This window comes from Bradyrhizobium sp. CCBAU 53338 (assembly GCF_015291665.1).
GTDB lineage: Bacteria > Pseudomonadota > Alphaproteobacteria > Rhizobiales > Xanthobacteraceae > Bradyrhizobium.
The window spans coordinates 2683797-2706477 of the sequence record NZ_CP030048.1 but is presented as its reverse complement, the minus strand read 5'-3'; the positions used below and the strand labels follow the sequence as shown (position 1 = coordinate 2706477).

Sequence of the window (22681 nt, the reverse complement as noted above, 5' to 3'; positions counted from 1 at the left end):
GCTGTCCTTTAAAGTATGGTTAACGCCGGCTTAAGGGATAGGGTTAATGGCTCGTGTACATCCTGCCTGCCTCGAAATGCAAAAAAGAGCGGCGGGGCAAAAGCCCCGCCGCTCGGCTTTTTTGAGTGATTTCAGTCGCTTATTAGCGGAGCAGCTGGAGCACGCTCTGCTGTGAGGTGTTGGCCAGCGACAGCGCGGAGACCGCGATCGACTGGCGGGTCGAGAGCGCCTGGCTGTTCGCCGCTTCGACGTTGGTGTCAGCCAGGGTCAGGTTCGACGAGCCGGTCTGCAGCACGTTGATCAGGTTCTTGTTGAAGTCCTGACGGATCTGCACGACGGAGAGGTTCGAGCCGAGGCTCGAGGCTTCCGAGCGCAGCGTGCTCGACGCGGCGTTCAGGCTGGTCAGTACGCGGTTGGACGCTGCGTTGTCGATGAAGTCGACGCCGACCGTCAGCGCGGCGAGGCCCAGACCCTTCGAGTTGTAGGTCACGCCCGTGATGTTCAGGCTCGACTTGCCGGTCTCGTCGAACACCAGCTTGAGCTGGTCGCCGTTCAACAGGTTGACGCCGTTGAACGAGGAGTCCTGCGAGGTCGTGTCGATCTGGTTCAGGATGTTGTTGTACTGAGACACCAGGTTGGCACGAGCCGTCTGCGCAACCGCATCCTGGACGGGAGTGGAAGCCGTCGAGAAGGTCAGCGCCGAAGTCAGCGTGCCGCCGATCGCACCGCCAGCGGCGGTCGATCCGATCGTCGAGGACGCATAGTCGTTGGAGGCGGTGATGGTCAGCAGGCCGTTGGCATCGATCGTCGCGGCGAGGTTGTTGGCCTGCAGCGCGTTGTTGAGCTGATCGAGCGTCTTGACCGTGCCGTTGGTGCCGTCGCCGAAGGTGACGTTGACCGCCGTGCCGCCGTTGAAGGAGGTGAAGGTCAAGGTCTTGCCGGCGATGCCGCCGATGCCGGACGTGCGGGCCGCGGTGAACGCGGTCGCCGTGCCGGTGTTGCCGGCGAGGCCGAGCGCCGCCAGCGCGTTGCCGGTGCCGGTGACCGACAGGTCGGCGTTGACGCCGGTGGACAGCTTGAGCTGGCCGGAGCTGTTGATCGTCGACGGAGCCTGACCCACCGCAGTTGCCAGCGTACCGCCGCCGCTGCCGTTCAGCGTGAACGTCTGCACGCCGGTGGCGAAGTCGATCGCCTTCAGCAAGTCGTTGATCGAACCGCCCTGGAGATAGACGGTCGAGTTGCCGGCGCCGTCGGTCTGGACGTTGCCGCTGACACCGAAGCCTGACGCAACCGCCGGGGCGTTGGACGAGCCCGGGACCGGCGCGTTCTTGAAGGTGATGGTGTGGCCGTCGACGTTCAGCGACGAACCGTCCTGAAGCAGCGATCCGAGGGTGGACGAACTGGTCGTGCGGGTCGCAGTGACCGTCGCATTGCCGCCACCAGTTGCTGTCGTGAGACCGAGCTCGTTCAGGAAGTCGGCCTTGCCCGTCACGGACAGATCCGCACCGGTCGAGCTCTTCAGCGTGACGACACCCGCAGCCGCGGTCGAAGGCGATGCAGCGGAGGCAGCACCGATCGTCGCCTGACCGTTGGTGATCGTCGAGGTCTTCACACCGCTGGCAAGGTCGATCGCGGTCAGCACGTCGCCGACCGTCGCACCCGGCGCCGCGTTGGTGCCGAGATAGACGGTGGTGTTGCCGCTGCCGTCGGTGACGAGGTTGCCGCTAACGCCCGAGCCGGTCGGAACAGCAGTGTTCGCCGGAGCCGCGCCGGCACGGAAGGTGATGGTCTTGCCGTTCACCGTCAGCGTGTCGCCGTCGGCGGGAGCCGTGGTGAGCTTGCTGGCCGCAGTGGTGCCGAGCAGCGTGATCGCACCGGTCAGGGCCGTCGAGCCGTCGGACGCGTACACCGTACCGGTGCCCGAGACCGAACCCTGCGGTGCGCCGAGGGTCGTGGAGCCGCTTGCAGCGGTCACGCCGCCAGCCGCGCCGTCATACAGCACGTTGCTGGAGGCCGTCGCGCTCGCAAAGGAGGTCGTGCCGCGCAGGTCGGCCGCCGTTGCGCCCGAGATCGTGGTGGAGACGTTCGACTTGGTGGAATAACCGACCGTGGTCTGAAGCGCCTGGTTGGCGATCGACTTGGCGCTGTCGATCAGCTTCTGCAGCGAGGTCAGGCCGGTGTTGGCAGCCTGGAGCACCTGCACGCCGTTGGCGATGCCATCGAGCAGGTTGTTGATGTCGCTGGCGCGGTTGTCGAGCGACTGGGCCGTGAAGAAGTTGGTGGGATTGTCCAGGGCCGAGTTGACGCTCTTGCCGGTCGACAGACGGTTCTGTGTGGTGGCGAGAAGATCAGCGGTGGACTGGAGAGAGAGCAGGTTCTGACGAACCGACGCAGAGAGAACGATACCGGACATGACTCTTACCCTTCTGGCTTACGCGTCTTCGTTCGATCGCTTCTGGATCGAGTGACGGCCACAGGGTGCGCCGACATGGCTAACAAAGGGTGAAACGAGCCTCACCGTCATAAGCGCCGGTTCACCATAAACCATCGTGATGCGACGGCGGGCACAGAAATCGACCTGAAATCGTTGGGGATTCTGCGCGCTTACTCCCCGTTAACCATAACCGCCGGTTACTTTTTCGATCGCTCCCGGCCCCTCGAATGCCTGACGGCGCAAGCAAGCCTGGCAACAAAAAAAAGCGGCGGGGCAAAAGCCCCGCCGCCTGATCTTGCTTGCGATGTCGTCCGCTTGTTAGCGGAGCAGCTGCAGCACGCTCTGCTGCGACTGGTTGGCCAGCGACAGCGCGGAGACCGCGATCGACTGGCGGGTCGACAGCGCCTGGCTGTTCGCCGCTTCGACGTTGGTGTCGGCCAGGGTCAGGTTCGACGAGCCGGTTTGCAGCACGTTGATCAGGTTCTTGTTGAAGTCCTGACGAACCTGCACGATCGTCAGGTTCGAACCCAGAGCCGAAGCTTCCGAGCGCAGCGTGCTCGACGCGGTGTTGAGGTTGGTCAGCACCTTGTTGGTCGCAGCGTTGTCGATGAAGTCGACACCGCTGGTCAGCGCGGCGAGGCCCAGACCCTTCGAGTTGTACGTCACACCTGTGATGCTGAGGCTCGACTTGCCGGTCTCGTCGAACACCAGCTTGAGTTGGTCGCCGTTCAACAGGTTGACGCCGTTGAACGAGGAGTCCTGCGAGGTCGAGTCGATCTGCTGGAGGATGTTGTTGTACTGGTTGACCAGGTTGGCGCGGGCCGTCTGGGCAACCGTATCCTGGACGGGGCTGGAAGCCGTCGAGAAGGTCAGTGCCGTGGTCAGCGTGCCGCCGATCGAACCACCTGCGCTGCTCGAACCGATGGTCGAGGACGCGTAGTCGTTGGTGGTCGAGACCGTCAGCAGGCCGTTGGCGTCGATCGTGGCGGTCAGGTTGTTGGCCTGCAGCGCGTTGTTGAGCTGATCGAGCGTCTTGACCGTGCCGTTGGTGCCGTCGCCGAAGGTGACGTTGACCGCCGTGCCGCCGTTGAAGGAGGAGAAGGTCAAGGTCTTGCCGGTGATGCCGCCGATTCCGGAGGTACGAGCCGCGGTGAACGCCGTCGCCGTGCCGGTGTTGCCGGCGAGGCCGAGCACGTTCAGCGCGTTACCGGTGCCGGTGACCGACAGGTCGGCATTGACGCCGGTGGACAGCTTGAGCTGGCCGGAGGCGTTGATCGACGAGTTGATCTGACCGGTGGCGGTGGTCAGCGTCGCCGCGCCTGCGCTGATCGAAGCGGTCTGCACGCCGGTGGCAAGGTCGATCGCCTTCAGCACGTCGTTGATCGTGCCGCCCTGGAGATAGACGGTCGAGTTGCCGGCGCCGTCGGTCTGGACGTTACCGCTGACACCGAAGCCTGACGCAACCGCCGGAGCGTTGGTCGAGCCCGGGACCGGCGCGTTCTTGAAGGTGATGACATGGCCATCGACGTTCAGCGTCGAACCGTCCGAGATCAGCGCGCCCAGCGAGGACGAGCTGGTCGTGCGGGTCGCGGTGACCGTTGCATTGCCGGCACCCGTGGCGGTGGTCAGACCGAGCTCTTTCAGGAAGTCGGCATTACCCGTCACGGACAGATCCGCACCGGTCGAGCTCTTCAGCGTCACGACACCCGCGGCCGCAGACGACGCCGTCGCACCGGAGGCGACACCGATGGTCGCGGCACCGCTGGAGATCGTCGAGGTCTTCACGCCGCTGGCAAGGTCGATCGCGGTCAGCACGTCGCCGACCGTCGCGCCCGGCGCCGCGTTGGTGCCGAGATAGACGGTGGTGTTGCCGCTGCCGTCGGTGACGAGGTTGCCGCTCACGCCCGAGCCGCTCGGAACGGCGGTCGAAGCCGGAGCTGCGCCGGCACGGAAGGTGATGGTCTTGCCGTTCACCGTCAGCGTGTCGCCGTCGGCGGGAGCCGTGGTGAGCTTGCTGGCCGCAGTGGTGCCGAGCAGCGTGATCGCACCGGTCAGGGCCGTCGAGCCGTCGGATGCGTACACCGTACCGGTGCCCGAGACCGATGCCTGGGCCGCGCCGAGGGTCGTGGTGCCGCTTGCAGCCGTCGCGCCGCCGGCGGTGCCGTTGTACAGCACGTTGCTCAGCGCGGTCGCGCTGGCAAAGGAGGTCGTGCCACGCAGGTCGGCCGCCGTCGCACCGGAGATCGTGGTGGAGACGTTGGACTTGGTGGAATAACCGACGGTGGTCTGGAGCGCCTGGTTGGCGATCGACTTGGCGCTGTCGATCAGCTTCTGCAGCGAGGTGATGCCGGTGTTGGCAGCCTGCAGCACCTGCACGCCGTTGGCGATGCCATCGAGCAGGTTGTTGATGTCGCTGGCGCGGTTGTCGAGCGACTGTGCGGTGAAGAAGTTGGTCGGATTGTCCAGGGCGGAGTTCACGCTCTTGCCCGTCGACAGACGGCTCTGCGTGGTGGCGAGAAGATCAGCGGTGGACTGGAGGGAGAGCAGGTTCTGACGAACCGAGGACGAGAGAACAATACCGGACATTGAGTGTTACCCTTCTGGTACGCAACGCAACAAACTTCGATTAGGATTAATCGATGCCGGGACGGTGAACGCAGACGGCTAACAAAGCATGAAGCGTGTTGCGCGAGTCCTTGCGCGGATTCACCATATGCGCGATCGGCGCCGGATCGAGCCATCTCGTATCGTCATGATCAAATGATGCTTTTCGGTGCAGCAACCGGGCGTTTGCCACTTGTCAACCATAACTCAGAGTGGGCAATTCGCTGCGCTCGCACCCATCGCTTCCACCTGCTGAAGGGCACCTTGATGCCGACGCAAAAAGAAAGCGGCGGGGCAAAAGCCCCGCCGCCTGATCTTGCTTGCGATGTCGTCCGCTTGTTAGCGAAGCAGCTGCAGCACGCTCTGCTGCGACTGGTTGGCCAGCGACAGCGCGGAGACCGCGATCGACTGGCGGGTCGACAGCGCCTGGCTGTTGGCCGCTTCGACGTTGGTGTCGGCCAGGGTCAGGTTCGACGAACCGGTCTGCAGCACGTTGATCAGGTTCTTGTTGAAGTCCTGACGAACCTGCACGACCGAGAGGTTCGAACCGAGGCTCGAGGCTTCCGAACGCAGCGTGCTCGACGCCGAGTTCAGGTTGGTCAGCACCTTGTTGGTCGCGGCGTTGTCGATGAAGTCGACACCGTTGGTCAGCGCGGCGAGGCCCAGACCCTTCGAGTTGTACGTCACACCCGTGATGTTCAGGCTCGACTTGCCGGTCTCGTCGAACGTCAGCTTGAGCTGGTCGCCGTTCAACAGGTTGACGCCGTTGAACGAGGAGTCCTGCGAGGTCGAGTCGATCTGGCTCAGGATGTTGTTGTACTGAGACACCAGGTTGGCGCGGGCCGTCTGGGCAACCGTATCCTGGACGGGGCTTGAAGCCGTCGAGAAGGTCAGTGCCGTGGTCAGCGTGCCGCCGATCGAACCACCTGCGCTGCTCGAACCGATGGTCGAGGACGCGTAGTCGTTGGTGGTCGAGACCGTCAGCAGGCCGTTGGCGTCGATCGTGGCGGTCAGGTTGTTGGCCTGCAGCGCCGAGTTGAGCTGATCGAGCGTCTTGACCGTGCCGTTGGTGCCGTCGCCGAAGGTGACGTTGACCGCCGTGCCGCCGTTGAAGGAGGAGAAGGTCAAGGTCTTGCCGGTGATGCCGCCGATGCCGGAGGTACGAGCCGCGGTGAACGCCGTCGCCGTGCCGGTGTTGCCGGCGAGGCCGAGCACGTTCAGCGCGTTACCGGTGCCGGTGACCGACAGGTCGGCATTGACGCCGGTGGACAGCTTGAGCTGGCCGGAGGCGTTGATCGACGAGTTGATCTGACCGGTGGCGGTGGTCAGCGTCGCCGCGCCTGCGCTGATCGAAGCGGTCTGCACGCCGGTGGCAAGGTCGATCGCCTTCAGCACGTCGTTGATCGTGCCGCCCTGGAGATAGACGGTCGAGTTGCCGGCGCCGTCGGTCTGGACGTTACCGCTGACACCGAAGCCGCTCGCAACCGCCGGAGCGTTGGTCGAGCCCGGGACCGGCGCGTTCTTGAAGGTGATGACATGGCCATCGACGTTCAGCGTCGAACCGTCCGAGATCAGCGCGCCCAGCGAGGACGAGCTGGTCGTGCGGGTCGCGGTGACCGTCGCATTGCCGGCACCCGTGGCGGTGGTCAGACCGAGCTCTTTCAGGAAGTCGGCATTACCCGTCACGGACAGATCCGCACCGGTCGAGCTCTTCAGCGTCACGACACCCGCGGCCGCAGACGACGCCGTCGCACCGGAGGCGACACCGATGGTCGCGGCACCGCTGGAGATCGTCGAGGTCTTCACGCCGCTGGCAAGGTCGATCGCGGTCAGCACGTCGCCGACCGTCGCGCCCGGCGCCGCGTTGGTGCCGAGATAGACGGTGGTGTTGCCGCTGCCGTCGGTGACGAGGTTGCCGCTCACGCCCGAGCCGCTCGGAACGGCGGTCGAAGCCGGAGCTGCGCCGGCACGGAAGGTGATGGTCTTGCCGTTCACCGTCAGCGTGTCGCCGTCGGCGGGAGCCGTGGTGAGCTTGCTGGCCGCAGTGGTGCCGAGCAGCGTGATCGCACCGGTCAGGGCCGTCGAGCCGTCGGATGCGTACACCGTACCGGTGCCCGAGACCGATGCCTGGGCCGCGCCGAGGGTCGTGGTGCCGCTTGCAGCCGTCGTGCCGCCGGCGGTGCCGTTGTACAGCACGTTGCTCAGCGCGGTCGCGCTGGCAAAGGAGGTCGTGCCACGCAGGTCGGCCGCCGTCGCACCGGAGATCGTGGTGGAGACGTTGGACTTGGTGGAATAACCGACGGTGGTCTGGAGCGCCTGGTTGGCGATCGACTTGGCGCTGTCGACGAGCTTCTGCAGCGAGGTGATGCCGGTGTTGGCAGCCTGCAGCACCTGCACGCCGTTGCCGATGTTGTCGAGCAGGTTGTTGATGTCGCTGGCGCGGTTGTCGAGCGACTGGGCGGTGAAGAAGTTGGTCGGATTGTCCAGGGCCGAGTTCACGCTCTTGCCCGTCGACAGACGGTTCTGCGTGGTGGCGAGAAGATCAGCGGTGGACTGGAGGGAGAGCAGGTTCTGACGAACCGATGCGGAAAGAACGATACCGGACATTGGGTGTTACCTTTCTGGTAAACGACGCTACTGTTACGCGTCCTGGGATCTTGATTGACCCAGCGACCGGCGGACGGTGGCCCCGAGAATCTAACGAAGCATGAAATGAAACCGGCGCTTTCGCTGAGTCGCGGCGTGATTCGGGCAATCGAAGCCGCAGCGCCGGAGCGCCGGAAGTCAAATTCATCCCTGAAATAACTAGACATTTCCGCGCCGACCGCCCGGATTCACAACTCGTTAACTAATGTTGAGGGAGTATTGCGCCCTGATCCGCCACAACACGCGCTTGAGTTACGAAAGCGTTGATGGAGAACAGGCAATGGCCCTCAAGGTCGAGCTCAGGCCGCACGAACGCATCATTGTCGGCAATTGCGTCATCACCAACACCGACCAGCGCGCCCGCCTTCTGATCGACGGCGAGAACGTGCCGATCTTGCGCGAGCGTGACATCCTCACGCCCGAGACCGCGGATACGCCCGCCAAGCTCGTCTACCTGGCGGTCCAGCTGATGTACATCTCGCCGGATCCGCAGACCCAGCACGGCACCTATTTCAACCTGGTGCGTGACATCGTCACCGCCGTGCCCAGCTCCTGGCCGATCATCGAAGCCATCAACAACAACATCCTGAACGGCGACCTCTACCGGGCGCTCAAGGATGCCCGCAAGCTGATCGCTTATGAAGAGAAGCTGCGCGACCAGTACAACGCCGCACATCCCGAGGGCGACGTCAGCACGGCTGCCTGACCGGCGCTCCCATCCGAACGACAACGGCCCCGGATCATCTCCGGGGCCGTTGACGTTTCAGCCGATGACGATCACTGCGTCGCGAGGGGCGGCGCCTCGACCTCGATCAGACCGCCGGTCCGGAGCGCACCGAACTTGATCACGGCGGACACAAGCGCGTCGATATCGGCCTCTGCGGTGCGGTGATTGACGATCGCAGCGCGGATCGCGAACCTGCCGTCCAGCGTCGTGCCCGACGGCGCGGCGATGCCGGATTCCTGGACATCGGCAACGATCTCGCGATTGACCGCGTCGCCGGCGCGATAACGGAAGCACACGATGTTGAGATTGACGGGCGCGAGCAGCTCGAGCCTGGGATCGGCGAGCACACGCGTCTCCAGATATTTTGCGAGTGCGCAGCTTCGTGCGATCACCGCCCCCAGCCGGTCGGTGCCGAACGTCTTCAGCGTGAACCAGGTCTTCAGCGCGCGGAATCCGCGCGACAGATCGGGGCCGAGATCGCAGGGCCAGACGGTGCCGGCCGCGAGCCCCCTCGCCTCGCGGCTCAGATAGGCCGCCGGCTGCGCAAAGGCCTGCCGATGCCGCTCGCCGTCGCGCACCAGCAGGAAGCCGGCGTCGTAGGGCACCTGCCCCCATTTGTGGAAGTCGAGCGCGATCGAGTCGGCGAGCTCGATGCCCCCGAGCGACGGCGCGAGCTCAGGCGAGAAGATCGCGAGCGCTCCGAATGCGCCGTCGACGTGAAACCAGATCCCCTCCTCGCGGCACAGCTCAGTGATCGCCTCGAGATCGTCGATCGCGCCGATATCGACGGTCCCGGCAGATGCGGTGACCAGGAACGGCTTGAAGCCGACCTCGCGATCGACTGCGATCTGCGTGCGCAACGCCGCGACGTCGATGCGATGATCCGCATCGACATCGATCTTGCGCAGCGCGTCGGTGCCGAAGCCGGCGATGTCCATCGCACGGGAGATGCAGCCATGCGCAGCCTTCGATGCATAGGCCGTGAGCAGCGCACCGTCATTGCCGATGCCGTGCTGCCGCGCCAGTGCGCCGAGCGCGTTCGTGCGCGCCACCAGCACCGCCATCAGATTGGCCATCGAGGTGCCGGTGACGAAGATGCCGCTCGCGCCTTGCGGAAAGCCGAACAGGCCGCGCATCCACGCGACGATCTGGCGTTCGACCTCGATCGGCATGTGATCGCGTCCGCCGAGATTGGCATTGAGGCCGGCCGCGAGCATCTCCGCCATCATGCCGACAGCGGTGCCGCCGCCATGCACCCAGCCCATGAAGCCGGGATGAACGTTGCCGGTCGCATAAGGCGCGACATGCTCGGAGAACTCGCGATAGACTTCGTTGAGATCAGTTGCCGCGCGCGGCACGTCGGTTCTAACAGCCGCGCGAACCTCCTCGGGGATCGGCTGCCAGACCGGGCGCGCACGAACATTGGCGATGCCGTCGATCGCCTCGTCCAGCATGCGATGGGCGAGCGTGCGAAACTCGCTCCAGTCCTGCGGATCGAGCGATCCGCTCGCGACGCCGGCCTGCGTGTTGCGGATGACCTCATTCATGCAGCACTCCCGAGGCCCGCCGCTTCAGCCGCCTTGGCGTGCCGCGACAGCATCGCGGTGAACGCGGCGAAGATCTTGCGCATCTGCGGCGGCTTGTATGGAAACACGACCGGCGAATCCATGTTGTGCACGACTGCAGTGTTGTCGGCTTCGAACACCAGCAGCTCGCCGTTCTGGTTCTCGGCGCAATCGACGATGAAATAGTCGAGCCCGACGCGCCGGCTCATTTCGTCGAGCGCGTCCCTGTGGCGCGCGGCGAAGGCTTGATCGAAGTCTTGCATGAAGATGGCTTCTTCGGCGCGCTTGTCTTCGCTGAACGCCATGTAGGCGTTGAGATACCAGATGTCCCAGCGATCGGCGATCGCCATGTGGCAGGCATAGGGCTTGCCGTCGACCATGGCGAGGCGGATCTTGCGATAGAGGCCGTCGAGGCTCGCGTAATCGACGAAACGCGCCACGAAGAAGTCCTGCTCCTGCCGTTCGGCAAGATAGGCTGCGAGCGCCGCCGCATCGTCGATCTTCGCAAGCCCGACGCCGGCATGCGTGCCGCGCGGCCGTACGATCATCGGAAAGTGCAGTTCGCCCGTGATTTCCGCGCAAGCAATCCGGCCTCCCGCGAGAGCTGTCATCTGTGCACGCGTCGCGTGGGCGGTCACGGGAATGTCGAGACCGGGGATATCGGCGAGCAGACGGAACAACTTGTCGCGATCGAGATTGCCGATCAACTCGGGGCGATTGAGCAGCGGCCGCGGCCAATTTGGTGCGGCCCTTTCGATCAGCGCAAGCGCTTCGCGGCATTCCTCGGAATCGGACGCGACCACGATGGCGACGTCGTGCTCGGGCAGCGTCTCCGGCAGGCCCGTTCCCTTGGTCACATAGAGCGTCAGCAGCTCGATGTCGGAACCTTCGAGCAGGAATTCGATCGGCGTGTTGCCGCCCATGTCGATATCGGCGGCAAGCGCGAGCACGCGCAATCCCGGCTTCGGCGCAGCAGTCGGCGTACGAAACAGCTGGTGGAAGGAGAGCACCTCGGACTGGATCACCAGGCCCGCCTCCTTCTCGCCCATCAGCTGGGCGATCAGCGACAGGTCCAGGCCTTCTCCCGCCTGCGCCGTCCCCTCCGCAATTCGCGCCAGGAGCTGGTCGCGCAGCGGGTGCAGATCGACACCCTCGAAGGCCTGGCGCGTCAAATGCGCAAAGCCGATGCGGTCGGCATAGTCAGGCGCGGCAAGCGGATGCAACATCTCACACCTCGAATACGGACTACGCCGGTGCAGCGGCGGTACGGTCAAGCAGCAGCTCGATCTTCACCAGAACCTGGGCGATGCGGTCGAGGATGTGCTGCACGTTGCCTTGCGCTTGGGCGCCGTCGGCCGACCAGGCGTCAGTGACGAGCCGCGCGCCGATAGACAGCCGCAGCGCGGCCTGCGGCGCGCCGTCCGGTTGCTCCAGCCGGACCGGCTGGCCGACGAGACAGCGTCGCGCGGCAACCTGCCGGTCCGCTGCGCTGCCGCCGACGTCATCGCTCATGTCTTGCGCGAGCGCGCGATGGACGGTGCTGGTATCGGCGATCGACACCGCCTTTCCGTTGCGCAGCAGCGTGAATGGAAAGATCGTGCGCTGGACGAATTCCTCATTGTCCGCATCGGCGGAGTAGCAGGTCGCCGGTATGGCGCGCAGCGATGGCGACAGCGCGATCATGCTGTCGATGCCGGTTGCGAGCTCGGTGATCACCTTGGCGCGGAACGCGACGGGTACGGCATAGTAGCTGCCGATCTCGGCCAGCGCCGCTTCCCAGCGCAGCCATTGACCGAAATTCGGACGGCGTTCGAAGCGCGAGCGCAGCGCCCTCCAGGCCATCGGCCAGTCGCTGCGGCCGGCGTAGTCGAAGAAATCGGGCGCGATTCCTTCGATCCGGTCGAGCGCCCGCGATATGCCTTTCGGCACCAGCAGCGCGCCGCTGAAGGCCGGACCGCCGAAGAACTTCGAGCCGGTCGTCAGCACCATGTAACCGCGATCGAGATAGGAGCGCAGACGCGGGCGGCCGAGCCGCGCCTGGCAGGCATCGACGACGACCTGAACCTTGCGCGGCCAGCGCCGCGCGATCTCATCGAGACAGGCGGCACTCGGCGCGCGCCAGCCGAGCTTTGACGAATCCATGATCTGCAACAGAACGCGCCGGCCCTGCGCGAGGCTGTCCTCGATGGCCCGCATCACCGCCGCATCCGCGTCAGTGCGCATTGCAAGGCCGGAGGCAGCGTCCAGCAGCGGCACCGCAATGCTCTCGCCGGCAAGACCTGCGATCGCCGCGTCCTTGCGCACCGCAAAGCCGCTCGCCGTCATCGTGCTGAAATGGTGCCCGCGCGCGGTGTGAACCGTGCCGCTGCCGGCCTCGTCGGCCCCGACCACGATCGTCACCGGCTGAGCGCCGAGCACGGCGTGGGCCAGAAACAGGGCATGGAGCTGGGAGTCCGTGCCCGATGGCGAGAACACGACATCGACGCGCGGCGGGAGCTGGAAGTGTCCGCGCAGCTCGTCGCGCATGTCCTCGCAGCGCCGGTCGAAGGCGATCTCGACCTCGTCGAACAGCGATTTGTGCACCAGCTCCTCGCGCGCCAGTGCAGCACGGTCATAGGCGCCTTGCGAGATCGTCGATGCCGTCGACGAGGCGAAATTCCAGATCTCGGGCTCGGGCGACGGCGCACAGCCATAGGCGTTGACGCGCTCTTTCGGGCCGAGCGCCAGCCGTCCATCTCCGCCGGAGATGAGCAGCGTATCCAACGGCGTGAAGAGATCGCGCAGGCGATAGCGCGAGCCGCCCTCGGAGGCGCGCTCAATGTCTGACAGACGGGATGCGCCGATGCTCATCCCGGCGGGCTCACGCTGCGTCGGCCGCAGCCACGGGGGCCGGCGCGAATTGCGAGGCGATATCGCCGTGGAACACCGAGGGGCCGACATGGTCGAGCGAGCTCTGGATATCGGCCCAGATCTCGCCGCCGATATCGGTCCAGCGCTTGCAGAAGGCGAAGTCTTCGGAGAGATAGGTCCCGGTCGCCGGATCGATCATGCACTCGAACAGCGCGAACCGGTTCTGGCTCGCGGCCAGCGTGTCGTGCGAATGCTCACGGAAGAATTGCAGACTGGCGTAGTCCGGATGGCGGCACATCGCCTCCAGCGCCTGGCGGCGGATCATCAGGAAGCCGGTGCCGGCATAGCGCACGCGGGTGAAGCCGTTGACCACAACGATGCGATCAGGGTCCTCGATCTCGAGCACGTAGTCGAGCGAGGCCGCTGTCACGTCGGTTCGGCCGGCCTGGATCGCCCGCCTCGCCTTGTCCCAGTTGACCCGCTTGATCGGATAGCAGCCGGCGACGACGTCGGCACCGCATTCGATCAGGCGGAACACCTGCTCCGGCTTGAAGCCGATGTCGGCGTCGATGAACAGGAAGTGCGTCGCGTCGGGGTCATCCAGGAACATCGCGACCAGATTGGCCCGCGCCCGCGTGATCAGCGCATCGCCGTCCCGCAAAAGCACCTTGAGCCCGAGATTGGACATGCCGTGCACGGCGCGCTGGAGCGCGAAGATCGAGCTCGCGTAGATGCTCGACACCTGCCCGCCGAAGCAGGGCGTCGCCACCACCAGTTGCATCTTGTCCGACATTGACGGCTCCGCGTGCCCCAAATCCTCACCAAGAGGTAAAGAGGCATGGTTAACGGCGCCTTAATGCGCCCTTACAGGAACTTGACCAGCGAGAGCTGCGCCAGGCTCGCGGTCGTCTGGTACGACGCCTGGAGCGCGTTCTGGAGCGACAGGATCTCGCTCGCGACCTGGTCGGGCGAGGCCGACTCCGCCTGGTCGACGATGGTCTGGAGCTGCGCCTTGGCCTGGGTCTGGCGCGTGGTCGCGTCCTTCATCGTGTTCTGGGCCATCGCGATGTCGGTCTGGATGTCCTCGACCTTCTGCTGCCCGGCCTGCGGCGTCAGCGCCTGCGTAGTGCGCAGGCTCAATGCCGCGACCTGCGCGCCCGAATATTGTCCGGTCGGCGAGGTCGAGAACGTGCCGTACACGGCGATCGCCTGCAACTGCTTGCGGATCGCGTCCTCGTCGGCCTGCGCGCCATATTGCACCGTGACGGAATCGTCCACCCGCGCCACTGCGGTCGAGCGCGCCGAGCCCGGCCCGTCATTGCCGGTGTACCATTTCACCGTCGTGGCCGTGCCGTTCACCAGCGTCGTCGCCGAGCTCGCCGGCGACGAGCCGACCCGCAGCGGCGGCTGCGTCGCGGTGATCGGCGACGTGCCGAAACCGAGCGCGCCGAGCGCGGCGGTCGCGCCGGCGGTCGAGCCGGAGATGCTCAAGGTTGCCGCATCGTCGGTGTTAACAGTGATCGAGCCGCCATGGATGGTCGAGGGCCGCGAGGTGCCCGTGATGGCGTCGATCTTGCTCATCAGGGTCTGGATGCTGTCGGTGACGTTGAGCTGGTTGCCGGTCGCGCCGGAGGCGACGAAGCTCAGCGTGGTGCCGTTGACGGTGATGCTGTCGCCGGCGGAGAAGCCCGGCGAGATCGAATCCGAAGGCGCCGTGCCCGACAGCGCGGTGGCGCCGCTGATCGGGGCCGCAGGCGTCGCCTGGTTGGTCTTGGCGGCGCCGATCGCCGAGCTGTCGGTGTTGAAGAAATTGTCGCCGGCAGCAACGGCCGACGCCGCCACCAGCGAAGTGTTGGCCAGCTTCGTGATGGCCGTGTTCAGCGCGGCGTTGAGGTTGCTCGCCGTGTTGTTCGGATTGACCGGCGTGCTTGCATCGATCGCAAAGCTGCCGACCGGTGTCGGCGTCGCGCTCGACGCGGTCAGGTCGATCTGCTCGGTCGAACCGTCCGGCAGCGTGAACTGCACGCTGAGCTTGTCGCCATTGTTCGGGTTGACGCCGTTGAGATCGACCGAGAACGACACCGGCGAGCCGCTGGGTCCTGTGACCGTCGCGCCCGTCAGCGTCGAGGACACCGAGGCGATCTTCAGGCCGAACGGCGATCCTGCGACATCCTCGGACACCTGCACCGAACTCGCCGTCGGCTGCGACTGCACCAGCCGCCCCATGCCGTTGGCACCGAGATCGGCAGCCTGGCGTTCCGCCATGACGGTCTTCAGGCCGGCCTGCGTCGTCGTCCCGTTGATGATGTCGCCGGCATTGGCGACCGATTGGGTGTTGTAGGCGGTGCCGGAGAACAGATAGCGGTTGCCAGACTGCGTGTTGAGCACGCCGACCATCGAGCCGAACTGCGCGGCGGCGGTGTTCTGCGCGACCGTCTGGCCGTTGACGTTGAGATCCTGCGAGCTCGTGGCCGAGCCCGTCTGCACCGTGTTGCGGATCGTCGTCAGCGACTGCAGCGCCGTGTTGGCGAGGTTGATGTTGACGTTGACGTTGGTGATCGTGTCGGTATAGGCGGCGATGTTCGAAAGCTGCGCGCGCGAGGCGATCGCGAAGCCCTCGTTGGTCCCCATGCCGGAATAGTTCTGCGACAGCTTGCCGGTCGAGAGCTGCGTCGACAGGTCGGTGAGCTGCTGGTTGATGTTACGGACCTGCGCACCGAGAACCGACGAGCCGTAATTGATGCTGCTGATCGACATGTTTCAGAGCCCTACTGATTACCCTTGAGCCTGGATCAACGTATTCATCATGCTCTGCACCACCGACATCACGTGGGCGTTGGCGGCGTAGGCATTCTGAAGCTGGATGAGGTTCGACATCTCCGAGTCCAGATTGACGCTGGAGGTCGAATTGAACTTGGCCTGGAGCGTCGACACCACGACGCTCTGGCCCTGCTGCAGCTGGGTCGCCTGGGTCGAGGCGTTGGCCTGCACGCTCAAGAACTGCTGGAGGTAGTTCGAAACGCTGCCGGTGAACGGCTGGCTCGCCGAGCCGAGGCCGGTCTGCGGCGAATAGGAGTACACCGCATTGGTGAGCTGCGAGTAGAGATAGTCCGAGCGCGTCGTGTCACCCGTCGGCGTCACCGGCGAGGTGCTGTAGATCGACAGCCTGGTCGGGTCGGCGGTGAGCTGCGTGTTCACCGCGATGCGGCCGGCAAGGCCGGTCATCTGCGAGCCCGAGGCCGTGATCGCACCGGTGTAGAGCGCCTGACCGCCATCGGTGAACAGCGGCAGCTGGGGACCACCCGAGGTCAGTGACGAGACCGTCTTGGTGCTCGACGCCGAAGTGATCCTGGCGAGGCCGCTGTTGTCGTCGGTGACGCGGAGCGTCGTCGCGGTCGCCGGCGACGGAGCCGCGGAGAACGTCAGGTGCGAGCCCGATAGCGCGGTGTTGAGCGCGGACGCGATCGCGCCCATGCCGCCGGAGAAATTGACGCCGACCTGCATCGGATTTGCGTTGGTGGCGTTCTGGAGCGGCAGCGCCGCCGGGTCGGTCACGTTCACCAGCGTGATCTGGCGCTGGGTGTTGGTGGAATCCGTATAGGTGATGTTGACGGTGTTTCCCGGCTGCGCGCCGGCCAGATCGATGTCGAAGCCCGCGGGCGGACCGGAGACGGTGGTGCCCGCCGTGGTCTTGTCCGACAGCGCACTCGACATCGTCGCGGCGAGCTGGTCGACCTGGTTCTGCGCCTGCACCAGCGTCTGGTCGCGCAGCTTCAGGTCGGCGGCGATCTGGCCGGAGGAGACCACGTTGTTGCCGGCAACGTCGATGGACGAGCCGTTCGGCAGCTTGATGGTGAGCGCACCGACGCCCGACTTGGCCGGATCGACGTTGTAGAGCGACGTCGCCCCCAGCGTGCCGGAAGACGTAAACGAGAATTGCGAGGCGAGCCCCGCACCGACCAACTGGACGCCGGTGGTGGTGTAGATGTTGGCCTGGTTCGATCCATCGGTGGTGACGCGGACGTCGACATATTTCGACAGCGTGTTGATGGCCTGGTCGCGCTGGTCCATCAAGGTCGCCGCGGACGGATCGTTCGGCGCCAGGCCCTGGAGCTTGGTGTTGATGTCGGCGATCTGGTTCATCGCCGCGTTGGCAGCTTGCGACGAGGTACCGAGATCCTGCTCGACGTTCGAGCGCAGCGACTGGATGCCCTTGGTGGTGACGTTGAGCTGCGTCGCCAGCGCCTGCGCGGCGCCGAGCGCGACGGTCTGCGCCGACGACGAGCCCGCGTTGGTCGAGAGCGCCTGGAGCGATGAGGTGAAATTGTTCAGCGCGGTTTCGAGCGTGCCGCTGTTGCCGGGCGTGCCGTAGACATTCTGAAGCTGCTTCAGGATGTTGGCCATCTGGTCGGCATAGCCGCTGCCGCCGGTCTCGGTGCGCAGCTGGTTCAGCACGTAGCCGTCGATCTCGCGGCTGACACCGGTCGTCTTGGCCGTCGAGCCGAAGTCACCGGTGGTGACTTCGATCTGGTTCGGCGTCTGGGCGACGTAACCCGGCGTCTGCGAGTTTGCGACGTTCGACGAGACGATCGAGAGCGCGGCCTGGTTGGCACGCAGACCGCTCATCGCACTGGCAAGGGCTGAACTCAAACCCATGTTACTTGCCGCCTTTGGTTACGTTACGCGCCGATCAGCGCAACACGTTCAGGAGATCCTGCACCATCGAATTCGCCGTCGTGATCACCTTGGTGTTGGCCGAATAGGCCTGCTGGGTCACGATCAGCTTGGTGAACTCGTCGGCGATGTCGGTGTTGGATCCCTCCAGCGACGAACCGCTGATGGTGCCCGAGGCTCCCGCGATCGCCGGACCCGACTGGTCGGTCACGGCGTAGGCGCCGCCGTCCATCGCCTTGAGGTAGTTGGTGCCGTTGAAGTGCGACAGCGTCACCTGGGCGAGGTCGAGGTTCTGGCCGTTGGAGAAGGTGCCGACCACGAGACCGTTGTTGCTGACGGACACCGAACGGAGCTGACCGGCGGCGTAGCCGTTCTGCGTGATGGTGTTGATGGTCACCGCGCCGCTGGTGCTGGCATATTCCGTCAGTGCGCCCGAGGAGATGTTGAGGGCGACTGAACCCAGCGATTGACCGCTGACGGTGACGTTGCTGAGCGTGATGCCCGAGCCGCTTGGAGAAGTGAGCGAACCGTCGGCGGCGAAGGTGAAGGACTGTCCTGCGTTCACCCAGCCGACCGTCGTGCCGGTCGCATTCGGGTCGGTCTGATAGAACAAATTCCAGGTGTCGGTGTGACCCGTGCCCAGCGAAGCGCTGTCGGTCTTGGCCCAGCGCAATTGCAGGTTCACCGGCGTGCCGGCCGCGTTGTAGGCGGTCACCGCGCCGCCGCTGATCGATTCCTTCGTGAAAGTGGCGATGTCGTTGCCGATCACGGTGCCCGTACCCGAGGTACCGCCGCCGCCGCGCGCCTTGGTGATGGATGACGTGAAGCCGAGCGCGGCAAAGGCGCTGCTGTTGGAGCTGGTCACCGTCAGCGTGGGGCTGGCAATACCGGTTTGCAGCGTGATCACGCCGTTGGAGATCGAGGAGCCGGTCGCGCCGCTCAGGCCGTCGATCTTGCCGAGCAGGGTCGTGATGTCGTCGGTGACGTTGATCTGGTTCGGGCCGGATGCACCCGAAGCCATGAAGGTCAGCGTCTGACCGTTCACGGAAATGGTGTCGTTGGCGGCGAAGCCCGACGAGAGGACTTCCGCGCCGCCGGCCGTCGCAGCGCCGCCCAACACAGTCGAGCCGGTGATCGCAGGCGTGGACAGCACGTTGCCGCCGCGCGTCACGCTGCTGACACCGAGCAGGCCGGCCGCTGCGCCCGAAACCGTGATATCGCTCGTTGTGTTGGTTGTGATCTGGATGTTGCCGCTCGACGTCATCGTCGCGGTCGCGGGCGCACCACCGGCCGCCGTCGTGATCGCGTTCAGGATGTCGGACATCTTTGCGCCGGTGGGCGAGAGCAGGCCGATCGTGGTGGGATTGCCGGTCGTAACGCCCGACACGGTGTTGTCGAACTTGATCACCGTGCCGTTGATCGTCATCTGCGTGCCGGCCAGGCTGGTCAGCAGCGTGCTGTTGAGATGCGGGCTCACGGCGGAATCGAGCGACGTGCCGCTGCTGACCGCGGCCGAAGAGCTGTCCAGCAGTGCCACCGATCCCGTTGCGGTCGTCGCCGTATAGGCCGAGCGCAGATTGCCGGTCGCTGCCGCACCGGAGACGGTCGCACTGGTATAGGGCGGCGGCGGCGTGCCCACGATCAGCGGGTTGGATGCGAAATCGGACGGGTTGAGGCCGCCGGCCGCGAGCAGCGTGCCGCTCACCGCCGTCGAGCTCGCCACGGTGTTCGGCACCGACGGCAGGTTCGCCGCGTACTGGATCGAGGTCGTCGCCTGCGCCGGGACGAAGTTGTTCTGGAATTGCAGCACCGTCGGCACGCTGCCGGTCGGGTTGCCGGTCTTCGGGTCGACCGCGACGCCCATCAGGTAGTAGCCGGCACCGTTGACGAGGTTGCCGTTGGCGTTGACCTGGAAGTCGCCGCGACGGGTGTAGTAGTTGACGCCGTCGAACACCGGCACGTTGTCGACCACGCCGCTCGCCTTCTGCACCGAGAAGAAGCCGTCGCCGGTGATCGCCATGTTGGTGGCGACGCTGGAGGACGAGATCGTGCCCTGGGTGGTGATGGTCGCCTGTGCGTGGGCAGTGACGCCGCCGGCGACCTGCTTGCTCGGCACGGAGGCGTCCGGAATGAGATCCTCGAAACTGGTCCCGATGCCCTTGTAACCGGTGGTGGACGAGTTCGCGATGTTGCCCGAGATGTTCTGAAGCGCGTAGGACTGCGCCTGCAGGCCACCCACCGAGGTGTTCATTGCATCGAAGATACCCATAACTTTGTCTCCAAATCCGATCTCGGCGGCCGGCAGACCAATGGCCGCAGTCGGAGGAGACGTCGCAAGGCCTATGCCAATGCGGGTATCACAAGAAAATCAATGGCTTAAATAGACATGCCCCGGTCGGATGACCGGGGCACAATTGCCGGCCCGGCAACAATTGCCGGGGAAATCCGTCAAATAAAGACTATGTCGCCGACGGCGCCGCGGGGTGGAACACCAGCCCGAAACCGTCGATACAGTAGCGTAGTCCGGTCGGCTTCGGACCGTCGTCAAAGACGTGGCCGAGATGGCCGCCGCAGCGCCGGCAGTGCACCTCGGTGCGCACCATGCCGAAGGTGCGGTCCTCGGTCTTGCCGACATTGCCCTCGATCGGCTGGTAGAAGCTCGGCCAACCCGTGCCGCTCTCGAACTTGGTCTCCGAGGCAAACAGCGGAAGGTCGCAGCCGGCGCAGGCGAAGGTGCCTTTGCGATGCTCGTTCAGCAGCGGGCTGGAGCCCGGGCGCTCGGTGCCCTCCTTGCGCAGGATCTCATATTGCTGCGGCGTCAATTGTGCGCGCCACTCGGCGTCGGTCTTCTCGATCTCGAATTTTTGCGCGGCCTTCTCTCCAGCCTCGGCCGGCGTTGCCCTCAGCCAGCGGAAGGCCGATAGGCCGAACAGGCCGGCGACAGTCGTCAACAGGATGCGGCGGTCAAACATCTGATTCTCCGTGCGCGGGGAGTCCACGCCCTGAGATACGGGCTCTAACGGCCGATGTTACACGTCCAGGCGGAATTTTTCGCGTCCTTATTGCGAGACGCCCTGCACGTGAGAGGTCTCCTGGGAGGTCTTTTGGGAGGCCGGTTGCGCCTGTTCCGGCGCAGGCGGCTGCGGCGGGGCCATCCGTGGCCGCTCCCCGGGCGGCTGGCGGCGCGGACCGGTGCCGGCGGCCCTGTTGGCCTCGGCCAGCCGCGCCTCGCGTTCCCTGTCCTTCACGCGCATCCGCTCGCGGTAACGGGCGAGCGACCCGGAGGCTGCGGAACTCGCCCTGCCCCATAGGCCGACCAGCTGGCCCGCGACCCGGCCGGTGGCGCCGCCGGCCCAGACCAGCTCGAACGGCGAGAACAGCTTCCAGCGCTCATCGCCCCACAGCATGCTGCGCGCGATCAGCTGCCCGGCCAGAGCCGAGGTGTTCATGCCCTGGCGGCCGAACCCGCTCGCCACCCACAGGCCTTTGCGCAGCTGGCCGATCTGCGGCATGCCGTGCACGGTCTGGCCGGTGACGCCGCCGAACATATCGGTGACCTCGACATTGCCGAGCCCTGGGAAGATCGACCGGATGCGGCGCTTGACGGCGCCTGCAAAGCGCTGCGGCCGCGCGGCCCAGGTGGTTTCCGGGCTCTCCCACATCAGGCGGTCGCCATCGACGATGCGGAAATGATCGACGCCGTCGGAATCCATCACCGATCCCTTGAAGCCGATGATCTCGTGCACGCGCTCGCCGAGCGACGCGGTGATGCCGGCGTAACGCCAGACCGGCAGCAGCGTTTCCGACAGGCGCCGCAAGGGCGCGCCGAGATGGATGTTGCCGGCAAGCACGATGTGGGAGGCGCGCAGCCGCGCCGAGGGCGTGACGATGCGCTTGCGGATACCGGAATGATCGATGCTGACGACCGGTGTGTCCTCGAAGATGCGGGCGCCGGCGCGCCGTGCCAGCGCGGCGAGGCCATGCACATATTTGCGGCCGTCGACCTGGAACGCCTTTGGGTAATAGACGCCGTGGAAGTAACGATCGGTCTTGAGCACTTCGCGAACGCGATCGACCTGCCAGCCCTCGGCCTCGGTGTCGAAATCCTCGTTCAGCATCTGCAGCCGGCTGATCAGCCGGTCGCCGGCATCGACGTTCGAGACCTCGAGCACCCCGTCGGTGAGGCCGATGCCCGGCATGTTCTCTTCAGTGGCGTTGGCGCGGACGAACTCGGCGCCCTCCCTGGAGAGCGTCCACAACTCGCTGGCGTCCTCGAAGCCGATGCGCTCGATCAGGTCGGCGAGCGGCAACGCGAAACCCGGCATCACGGTACCGAGCTGGTTGCCTGAGGCGTTCCAGCCGACATGGCGGCCCTCGAGCACCGCGACGCTGGCCCCGAGCCGGGCCGCCTCCAGCGCAATGGAAAGGCCGGCAAGCCCTGCCCCGATCACGCAAATGTCGGCGTCGAGATCGAACGACAGCCGTTCACGCTCGCGAAAGCCGGCTTCTTCCTGGGACACGCTTGTGAAAGTCTCGCTCATGTCGTTTTCTTAAAATACCGAGCAGGCGCTTGTCACCTTGTCCTCGATGGGCGCCTGTAGATTATTCTGGACGTGGAACGATTCGAGAATGCCATGCGCCGTTTGATGCTGCTGCGTCACGCCAAGACCGAGACCGACGCGCCGAGCGGCCGTGACCAGGACCGCCGGCTCGACCATCGCGGCCAGCGGGATGCCGCCGAGATGGGCGAATGGATGGCCAGCCATCCGCCCGTCCCCGAGATGGTGCTGGTGTCGCATGCCGTCCGCGCCCGGCAGACCTGGGACGTCGCCTGGGAGGCGATGAAGGACCGTGTCGCGGCGCCCGAGGTCGCGATCCTGCCGGAACTCTACGGCGCCGATCCTGCGCAGATTCTCGAAACCATTCGCACTGCAACCGTCCCGGCCAATCCCAAGCGATTGCTTCTGGTCGGGCACAATCCCGGCATGCACGAGGCTGGCCTGATGCTGACGGGCAGTGGCGATCACGCCAGCGCCAAGGCACTCGCCGACAATCTGCCCACAGCGGGGCTTGCGATCCTCGACTTTGACGTCAAGGATTGGGGGGACGTGGCCTACCGCCGCGGCAAACTGGTGCTGTTCGTCAGCCCCAAGTTGCTTCGACAAGGATGATCGCGCGACG

Annotated in this window: 14 protein-coding genes; 2 read left to right on the top strand and 12 right to left on the bottom strand. The window is 65.4% G+C overall.

Translation table 11 applies throughout. The features are described from left to right. Window positions 1-142: 142 nt before the first annotated feature. The 3 genes from XH90_RS12650 to XH90_RS12640 form a co-directional block, all read right to left on the bottom strand. Window positions 143-2413, bottom strand: coding sequence for a DUF1522 domain-containing protein (locus XH90_RS12650; RefSeq protein WP_194481791.1), 2271 nt, complete (start codon window positions 2411-2413; stop codon window positions 143-145). Window positions 2414-2752: 339 nt separating this feature from the next. Next, entirely contained in the window at window positions 2753-5020 is a 2268-nt protein-coding gene (locus XH90_RS12645; protein ID WP_194481790.1) for a DUF1522 domain-containing protein, read from the bottom strand. 357 nt (window positions 5021-5377) lie between these two features. Further along, entirely contained in the window at window positions 5378-7645 is a 2268-nt protein-coding gene (locus XH90_RS12640) for a DUF1522 domain-containing protein (protein ID WP_194481789.1), read from the bottom strand. A gap of 319 nt (window positions 7646-7964) precedes the next feature. Between XH90_RS12640 and flbT the strand changes: the two genes are divergently transcribed. Then, window positions 7965-8390 (top strand): flagellar biosynthesis repressor FlbT, encoded by a 426-nt coding sequence (gene flbT / locus XH90_RS12635; RefSeq protein WP_194481788.1) that lies wholly within the window; start codon window positions 7965-7967, stop codon window positions 8388-8390. Window positions 8391-8461: 71 nt separating this feature from the next. Here the strand turns inward: flbT and XH90_RS12630 are convergent, their stop codons facing one another. The 9 genes from XH90_RS12630 to XH90_RS12590 form a co-directional block, all read right to left on the bottom strand. After that, window positions 8462-9958, bottom strand: coding sequence for an aspartate aminotransferase family protein (locus XH90_RS12630; protein ID WP_194481787.1), 1497 nt, complete (start codon window positions 9956-9958; stop codon window positions 8462-8464). Beyond that, a complete protein-coding gene (locus tag XH90_RS12625) occupies window positions 9955-11202 on the bottom strand; it encodes a RimK family alpha-L-glutamate ligase (RefSeq protein ID WP_194481786.1) in 1248 nt (415 codons plus the stop codon). The genes XH90_RS12630 and XH90_RS12625 overlap by 4 nt, the downstream gene beginning before the upstream one ends. 19 nt (window positions 11203-11221) lie before the next feature. Beyond that, window positions 11222-12826, bottom strand: a complete 1605-nt coding sequence (locus XH90_RS12620) for a hypothetical protein (RefSeq protein ID WP_194481785.1) — start codon at window positions 12824-12826, stop codon at window positions 11222-11224. Between the two features lie 10 nt (window positions 12827-12836). Further along, on the bottom strand, window positions 12837-13619 hold the full coding sequence (locus XH90_RS12615) for a hypothetical protein (protein WP_194481784.1): 783 nt from the start codon (window positions 13617-13619) through the stop codon (window positions 12837-12839). A gap of 71 nt (window positions 13620-13690) precedes the next feature. Continuing rightward, entirely contained in the window at window positions 13691-15583 is a 1893-nt protein-coding gene (locus tag XH90_RS12610) for a flagellar protein (protein ID WP_194481783.1), read from the bottom strand. Between the two features lie 18 nt (window positions 15584-15601). Beyond that, the gene (flgK, locus tag XH90_RS12605) at window positions 15602-17482 is read right to left on the bottom strand and encodes a flagellar hook-associated protein FlgK (protein ID WP_194481782.1); all 1881 of its coding nucleotides are present in this window, start codon (window positions 17480-17482) and stop codon (window positions 15602-15604) included. A 34-nt stretch (window positions 17483-17516) separates the two neighbouring features. Then, window positions 17517-19769, bottom strand: a complete 2253-nt coding sequence (locus tag XH90_RS12600) for a flagellar hook-basal body complex protein (protein ID WP_194481781.1) — start codon at window positions 19767-19769, stop codon at window positions 17517-17519. A gap of 190 nt (window positions 19770-19959) precedes the next feature. After that, the gene (gene msrB / locus XH90_RS12595) at window positions 19960-20472 is read right to left on the bottom strand and encodes a peptide-methionine (R)-S-oxide reductase MsrB (RefSeq protein ID WP_128950827.1); all 513 of its coding nucleotides are present in this window, start codon (window positions 20470-20472) and stop codon (window positions 19960-19962) included. 87 nt (window positions 20473-20559) lie between these two features. Then, window positions 20560-22041, bottom strand: coding sequence for an FAD-binding oxidoreductase (locus XH90_RS12590; protein ID WP_194481780.1), 1482 nt, complete (start codon window positions 22039-22041; stop codon window positions 20560-20562). Between the two features lie 93 nt (window positions 22042-22134). Here XH90_RS12590 and XH90_RS12585 point away from each other — a divergent pair, with 93 nt between their 5' ends. Further along, window positions 22135-22671, top strand: coding sequence for a histidine phosphatase family protein (locus tag XH90_RS12585; protein WP_194481779.1), 537 nt, complete (start codon window positions 22135-22137; stop codon window positions 22669-22671). Window positions 22672-22681: the final 10 nt, after the last annotated feature.